This window comes from Amycolatopsis taiwanensis DSM 45107 (assembly GCF_000519205.1).
Taxonomy (GTDB): Bacteria; Actinomycetota; Actinomycetes; order Mycobacteriales; family Pseudonocardiaceae; genus Amycolatopsis_E; species Amycolatopsis_E taiwanensis.
Map to the genome: position 1 here is coordinate 1 of NZ_JAFB01000068.1, position 7,106 is coordinate 7,106.

The following is a 7,106-nucleotide window of genomic DNA, read 5'->3' on the forward strand; positions in this document are numbered from 1 at the left end:
TGAGGTGATCTCAGTGACTTTCACGTGATTTTGTCGTGCTCGAAATGGGTGAGTACGAGTGCGGCTTTGACGATATTGCCGATTTTGCGTGGGCTGGTGGTGATATGGCGTAGTGTTCGCCAGCGTCCGGTGAGCAGGGCAAAGCCGCGTTCGCCCAAGCATCGCAGGCCCCGCAGCAGGGCGTTGTAGGACCGGTTGTCGACATCGAGGACCTGGCCGCCGGCGGGTTGTCTGATCGGGGTGAGGATACCGATGCCGGCCCCGGTGTAGCCGCCGTCGGCCAGTGTGGGCAGATCCAGTTGGGAGGCTGCCCAGTACAAGGCGCCCAGCACGTGGTCCTGGGCGGTGGTCAGGTCGTGGGCCGAGCCGGGCTCGACGTCACTGACCCACAGCGGAAACCCGGTCGGCGCCGAGAGCGCTTGGATGTTGCCGCCGTGCTCGTGGGCCTTTCCCGAGTACCACGCGTCAATCTGTTCCCCTTTCACACTGGTGGTTTGCTCGCCGCAGCGGTCGGTGGAGAAGAGTTTTCCATCCAAGATCAGGTGGGTCATGCCATCGTCTTTGGCTTTCCGTAAGGCTTCGTGGAGGTCCGGTGCCTGATCGGCGAGGACGGTGATGACCTCGTCCAGATAGCGATAACCGGTCGCGCGAGAGATCCCGTGATCGCGGGCCAGCGAGGTGACATCGACGTCCTGGCGGAACCAACGCAGGCCCAGCACGGCCTGCCGGAAGCAGGTCAACGCCCGGGTGGTTTTGCGGGTGCCGCGTCGGCGGCGTTCGGCGTGTAGCAGTCTACCCAGGTACTGGGCCAGTTCGCGGGGCACGTCGAGTGTGGCACGATAGCTGATCACGGGGAGCTTCCTGGTTTCGGACTTGATCTTCGCAAATCCAGTCCTACCAGGGGCTCCCCGCCCGACTTCCCCCGAGCCCCGACCTGTGTCCCGGCGCCTGTCCACATGACTCGTGCGCGCTTCTTCGGCCTTCAACACCGCAATCTTGGTGAGATCACCTCACTGGTACCTAAAGATCCCCGAGGTCGCCAGGCATAAGCAGGTCGGCGCTGAAACTACGGATCAAAAGGTTAGGGGTTCGAATCCCTTCGGGCGCACGTCTGGTTGAGACAGCAGTACAGGAAACCCGCTGGTGACAGCGGGTTTCCTGCTTTTGGCTGGATGATCATGCGGTCGGACCGTCCATGATCAACACCACACCTTTCCCACACATTATTCGCCGATCACCCTCAGCAGCTCCGCCACCTTGGGGCTTGCCTGCTTCCGACCGAAGTACGTGTCCAGCGTCATACTCACCCGCTTGTGGCCGAGCTGATCCGCGATCTCCCGCACCGTCAGCCCCGCTTCGTCGAGCAGGGTGGCGGCAGTCTTGCGGAAGTTGTGACTCGTCACCCAGCCGAACCCGATCGGGTCCATCGCCTCCCGCAGGTCCGCGTTGGTGTTCGAGCGGTCCCGGAGTTTGCCGAGCTGCGAGGGGAACACGACGTTCCACTCGTTCTCGACGTGCTCCCGGGTTTGGAGCAGTAGCACCAGCCACGGCGGCAGATGCAGCCTTCGCCACCCCGACTCGCTCTTGGGCTTCGGCTGGAGGACCAGACCCACTCCCTTCTTCCGCACCACCGTCGCTCGCATCTCCACCGTGCCCGCCTCCAGATCCAGCGCCGCCCACGTCACCGCCAGGACCTCGCCAATCCGCATCCCGGTCCCGAGCATGAAGTCGACGAGCGCCGGCACGTCTCGCTCGACCGCCTTCTTGTCTCGTCGGAGCCCGGCCCGCAACGCACGTACCTCGTCAAGAGCGGCGCGCGAGCGCGCCGCCGCCGTTGGGCCGCTCGGCCTGCCGCTCCGCTCCGGCCGGCGGCCCCGGCGTGTTGGCTCGGTGCGTCGGCGCCTGACCCCTGGTTGTCGAGTTTGGCACGCACAAACCCCCTTGTCCTCGTGATCGTCTAACGCTGCGCCGCTGGCATCAAGGGCGCCTTCGGCGTCGCTACGCGATGAGCTGCGCTCACCCTTGACACCAACGCCGCAGCGCTAGGAGCGGCAAGGACGAGGGGGATCGCCTAGGTGTGGGTCTCGACTATGCGGGCTGGACAGAGCTGCGAAGCCTGGCGATGCGGCGCAGGACGGCGTCCCGGTTCTTCGCCGCCTTGATCCACCTCGGTAGCTTTGCGGTCATCGTCATCCGACGATGCCAGGCAGTATCGGGATCAGGCCGCGACCGGAGCCGGAGTCGAGCGGATACGTACTCTTCCAAGTAATCCAGATGTCGTTGGTTGTAGGCCCAGAGCACATGCCCACAGCAGTCGGTCTGTAGCCATAAGGGGAGCCGGAAAAAGGGATCACGAACCATCCCGCGCGGCTCGGGACGGTATAGCACGCTGGGTAGCGCCCTGGGGCCTGGCAGGTGTTTGTCTGCGACGTAGCCGCAGGCGCTACAGACGAGTCGTCGTAGGCCCGAGCCCTGACCACGTCGTGGTAGATGCACCACTTTGGCGCAGACATCACAACGGGGGCAGCGCACCAGGACCTCATCGGCCGTTGAGACGAAGTTCCAGCTTGTCCACTGCTGGTCTCGGAACCTATGCAAGCCCCGGTTGGAAGCAGACGCCACCTCAACATCCTCGCTGCCCCTGAGACCGGCCATCAACCCATTTCCCGCGGACGCCGTCACGACCGACGCTGCAGGTCCCTACTGGGTCAGGAGCTCCAGCCCCTCGTATTCGACGAAGTCTTGGTAGTCCTTGACGTTCAAGGTCGCGAGCGGGACTTCGAACGCCAGACAGCACGCGGCAATCCACGTGTCGTTCTGCGGACGCGGACGCCCCGACGCTGCGCATACGCGGACATCTCGCCCCACACCTGGGCGACCTTGGGAGTACCCGGCAGGATCGGAAACGGTCGGAGCCACTGCTCAAGCCGTTCACGCCGAGGCACGCCCCACGAGCGCAGGTGCATCCACTTGTTGAGTTCAGCCAGCGTTACGAACGTGATCGCGGGACGGTAGCCCACCAGTTGAGTCGCCAGCCACGACGGGAGCTTCCGCTTGAACGCCAGGGATGCCACGTCGGTGTCCAGCACGACAGCGGGAGCCACTATGCGAGATGGGCCTTCCGCTCAGCCGACACCCAGGACAGGAACTCGCCCAGCTCCTCATCCGTGTCGAAGATGCCCTCGCCCGCCAGCTCGTCCACCGACTCGATCGGCCGGACGTGCTTGTCCTCCAGCAGCGCTTTCAGCAGGGCAGGACCGTCCAGCCCTTCATGCGAAGGATGCTCCGCGTTACTCGCCGTCATGGTCCACCTCCCTCGCCGTGCTGACGCTACTGATGTTACCGGCAAGGCGCTCCGTGTGGGCGCCCTCGGCCGCGACCGACCGCTACTGAGCGAAGCTCTGGTATCTGGAGTTGTCACGCTCCCGCGCTGCCCACGGTCACGAGTCTAGGATGAGCCGCAGGCCAAACGCCGCAGGCGACACGCGCGAGCGAACTTCCTATCCCGGCAGGAGCCAAGATCAACCACACTTTACCCACACAAAACGCCGAGAAACAGCCCAAAAACATGATCGACAATGAGAGATATTCACGCAGGTCACGGGCACTTTCGGCAAGCGACGAGAAACGTCCGGAACCACGGATTCCGATCAGAAGGTTAGGGGTTCGAATCCCTTCGGGCGCACGTCTGGTTGAGACAGCAGTACAGAAGACCCCCTGGCGACAGGGGGTCTTCTGCTGTCCGGGGTTGATCACGAGGCCCGGATGTTGATCTTCACCCATGAGCGTTGCCAACGTCACGTCCATGGGCAGTCCATGGTGCCGCTGAAGGTCGGAAGCGGCGGAGCATCCGACGCCTCGGCCATGTGCTTCAGGTGCGGGTGTCGCTGGACCCGGCCACCCGCGAGCGCTTGGTCTTGGTCCAGTCGGTGCGGATCGAGAAGCCCGGGAATGAACGGTCCGAGCGAATCGCGCGGAAGGAAGCCGAGCAGATCCTCACGCGGATTCAGGACGAGGCCGACTCGCTGAAGGCGGCTCGGACCAAGTCGACGTTTGGCGGGACGCGTCCGAGCGTCTGGAGCGCTTCTATGCCGATCTCCGGCGGTGCCGGATCCGCTGCAACGGAAGCCGTTCATCGAGCACCGCGCTGATGGTCCGCACGAATGCCGCGCGGTGAACCACCGCTACCCGCCTGCGGCCACATTGACCATGAGTGCGCCACAGTCAACTGCACGGTGATCGAAAGCGGGTCGCGCGAGTGCAAGCGTACTCGGCCTCAACGGGTCCGTCAGGTCCACATGATCATCAGCGGCGCCCTGACTGCGGCCGTCCGTTGGGGCTGGATTGCCTACACACGGCGACATCCGTGCGTTTGTCGAATGCCGAAGCTGGGGGCAGACTCGCATCCTCGCCGTAGATCGAAAGGACGTGGCTGCGCAAATCGCCTTGCCGCGTAATTCAGCTGAGTGGGTTGGAGTTAGCCGACATTGTTTGAAGTCAGACCCGAGGGCTACTCCTGGGTAGAGCGGCTCGATGACTCGGGCTGTCAGCACCAGCCGCAGGGTTGCGGCGAGAAGGATGAAGGGAGCAGGTCCGATGACTGCGGACGACAAGGCGAAGAACAAGGCCGAAGAGCTGAAAGGCAAGGCCAAGGAAGCGGTGGGCAAGGGCACCGGCAACGAGCAGTGGGAGGCCGAGGGCAAGGCCGAACAGGGTAAGGGCAACGTGAAGCAAGCCGGCGAGAAGATCAAGGATGCAGCTAAGGACGTGTTCGACGACAAATAGAAGCTTGCGCGGTCGCCGATAACGGCGCAAGGTCACGATCCGTCTGAGGGAGTGTCAGCGATCTTGCGGGCGGCGGTGTGACCACCTGCTCAGTACTGCACCTCGAGCCGGTCGCCGTTAGCGCATGGCGAGCGTTTGTGCCCAGGGGAAGCGAGGTCTGCCATGCGGTCGTAGCCGGCGCTGGTCAGCTCTGTGGCGACGAACGAGCCGGCGGCGACCGAACGAAGGAGACCCGTTCCGATTCGGGCACTGCCGTAGCGGGCAAGGAGGTGGCCGACCTCGGCGACGATGGGGAGGGGACGATCAGCGGGCGGTTTGCCAGGTGGAGGCCAGTGACTAGCTCAGTGCAGCGGTAGTAGTCGGGATCCCGGCGGATGGCGGCGGCTACCAGTGGGCCCGGGTCTCAGATGAGCACGAATTACCGGCCGAACCCGGGCGCTGCAACGGCGCAGGCATGAGTGCACCGCAGCCGGATGCACGGTGATCGAGTGGTCCACACAAGGGCAAGCTCTGCTTGGCCTCAACGGTCCGTCAGGTCCACGTGATCATCACTGGCGCCCTGAGCGCGGCCGTCCGATGGCCTTCGATTGCCTACAACCGGGCACCGCCCGTGCGTTCTCCCGCCCAGCGCCACACCATCCTGGGCTAAGGAAATGGCCCGCATCATCGAGACCGCGCACGCAGCGAGTACGGAGTCGGGGACATACGTCTGGCTGTCCGCCGTGACTGGAGCTCGTTCCCGACCGCTCGAGAGCGACTCTTCTCAGCAGCCCCTGGCTTATGACCAAGTGGGATCATGGCCGAGTGTTGACGATCGGGATGCTGGGCGGCATGAGCTGGGAGTCCAGTGCGCAGTACTACAGGATTGCCAACGAGTTGGTGCGTGACCGGCTCGGCGGGTTGCATTCGGCGCGATGTGTGCTGATGTCGGTGGATTTCGCCGAGGTCGAGATTCTGCAAAGCGGTGCACGCTGGGACGAGGCTGGGGCGCTGTTAGCGCGGGCGGCCACCCAGCTCGAGGCCGCTGGTGCGGACTTCATCCTGCTGTGCACCAACACCATGCACAAGATCGCTCCGCAGGTCGAGGCCGCGATCACGGTGCCGTTGCTGCACTTGGCCGACGCGACCGCGGCCGCGATCCGGACTGCTCGTTTGGACACGGTCGGACTGTTGGGCACGGCGTTCACCATGGAGCAGGACTTCTACCGGGGTCGGCTGGCCTCGCATGGACTGACTGTGCTGGTTCCCGAGGCGGACGATCGTGCCACGGTCCATGCCGTGATTTACGACGAGCTGTGCCGCGGCATCGTCTCCGAAGGATCTCGCGCGGCTTACCGCGGTGTCATCAGCCGCCTCGCCTCCGCCGGCGCACAGGGGGTAGTGCTCGGCTGCACCGAGATTGAATTGTTGATTACTCAAGACGACAGTCCGATACCTGTCTTCCCAACCACCCGTCTGCACGTCGAGGCAGCTGTCGATCGGGCACTGGCACAGGTCTGAGCCGTCCAGCGAGAAACCCGAGGGGCGAGCATTCGCGGTACAGATACTCGCCCCTCGGCGTTTTCACCAAGCCATCGCGGCCGAGTGCTCGGCGGCTAGCTCGGCGAGCCGGTCGGGGTCGGCTTGGGCCGCCGGTCCGGTGGGGCCGATTTGGACATCCTCGGTACTGGTTTTCGGTTGCTCACTCAGTGCGGGAACCCTCGCACCACCACGCTCGACCAGGACGATGGCCGTGGCGATGAAGCCCTCCATCAGCGATCGCATGACCAAGTGGTTCGACTCCCGGTAGCGCCGGGCCAAGGCGTCGGTGAACGTGCTGAAGGCGGCGAGATCGATCCCATGGCAGTCAGGGTCACCGGGCCCCCATCGACCGACACCGATCCCCGATGGCAGGCCGGCCACCGGCTCCAGGGCTTTGGCCATGTCGACGAACAATCTGCCGGGACCGTTGGACGGATTCCACAGAGTCTGCTCGCCGACGTCGAAATACTGGCTCATGAGCATCGCCTCCCAAACGCGGGCGTAGTAGTCGCCGGGCACGCCGCCGTATCGGCCCGCGTATGTTTCCGCAAACGTCATAGTTTGGCGCAGGCCGGCGCCGTCATCGAAAATCTGGTGGCACAGACCATAAGGCTGAAGATGGTTGGCAAGAAAGCGAATTATCTCGTCCACATTGGATGGACCGATAAGTTTCAGTGTTCAGGTGTCGGGCAGGTGCCGGTTTGCTCGCCGATGGAGTTGATTTCGGCGTTGGATCGGGGGTCGCCTGCGTAGTTGATCTGGTCGGTACACGGCACCGTTGTGTGAGGGGTTTGCGTACC

General features: G+C 64.0%; 8 protein-coding genes. 3 read left to right on the forward strand and 5 right to left on the reverse strand.

All coding sequences use genetic code 11. From position 1 onward, the window contains the following. Window positions 1-20 precede the first annotated feature (20 nt). The 4 genes from A3CU_RS0134555 to A3CU_RS53055 form a co-directional block, all read right to left on the reverse strand. Window positions 21-851: a transposase family protein gene (locus A3CU_RS0134555; protein WP_027942519.1), complete on the reverse strand. Its 831-nt coding sequence runs from the start codon at window positions 849-851 to the stop codon at window positions 21-23. 372 nt (window positions 852-1,223) lie between these two features. Next, the gene (locus A3CU_RS48225) at window positions 1,224-1,790 is read right to left on the reverse strand and encodes a site-specific integrase (protein WP_052372690.1); all 567 of its coding nucleotides are present in this window, start codon (window positions 1,788-1,790) and stop codon (window positions 1,224-1,226) included. A 1,313-nt stretch (window positions 1,791-3,103) separates the two neighbouring features. Beyond that, window positions 3,104-3,304 (reverse strand): hypothetical protein, encoded by a 201-nt coding sequence (locus A3CU_RS0134570; protein WP_027946079.1) that lies wholly within the window; start codon window positions 3,302-3,304, stop codon window positions 3,104-3,106. Between the two features lie 113 nt (window positions 3,305-3,417). Continuing rightward, window positions 3,418-3,807: a hypothetical protein gene (locus A3CU_RS53055; RefSeq protein ID WP_156960719.1), complete on the reverse strand. Its 390-nt coding sequence runs from the start codon at window positions 3,805-3,807 to the stop codon at window positions 3,418-3,420. A gap of 68 nt (window positions 3,808-3,875) precedes the next feature. On the opposite strand from A3CU_RS53055, the gene A3CU_RS0134575 reads away from it, so the two are divergent. The 3 genes from A3CU_RS0134575 (at window position 3,876) to A3CU_RS0134585 (ending at window position 6,285) form a co-directional block, all read left to right on the forward strand. Continuing rightward, the gene (locus A3CU_RS0134575; protein ID WP_156960720.1) at window positions 3,876-4,151 is read left to right on the forward strand and encodes a hypothetical protein; all 276 of its coding nucleotides are present in this window, start codon (window positions 3,876-3,878) and stop codon (window positions 4,149-4,151) included. A 445-nt stretch (window positions 4,152-4,596) separates the two neighbouring features. Then, the gene (locus tag A3CU_RS0134580; RefSeq protein ID WP_027946081.1) at window positions 4,597-4,785 is read left to right on the forward strand and encodes a CsbD family protein; all 189 of its coding nucleotides are present in this window, start codon (window positions 4,597-4,599) and stop codon (window positions 4,783-4,785) included. An 819-nt stretch (window positions 4,786-5,604) separates the two neighbouring features. Continuing rightward, window positions 5,605-6,285, forward strand: a complete 681-nt coding sequence (locus tag A3CU_RS0134585) for an aspartate/glutamate racemase family protein (RefSeq protein ID WP_281174180.1) — start codon at window positions 5,605-5,607, stop codon at window positions 6,283-6,285. Between the two features lie 63 nt (window positions 6,286-6,348). On the opposite strand, the gene A3CU_RS0134590 is transcribed toward A3CU_RS0134585, so the two are convergent. Further along, window positions 6,349-6,957 carry a DUF6086 family protein gene (locus A3CU_RS0134590; protein WP_245617477.1) on the reverse strand — a complete coding sequence of 203 codons (609 nt, stop codon included), beginning with the start codon at window positions 6,955-6,957 and terminating at the stop codon, window positions 6,349-6,351. Window positions 6,958-7,106 lie beyond the last annotated feature (149 nt).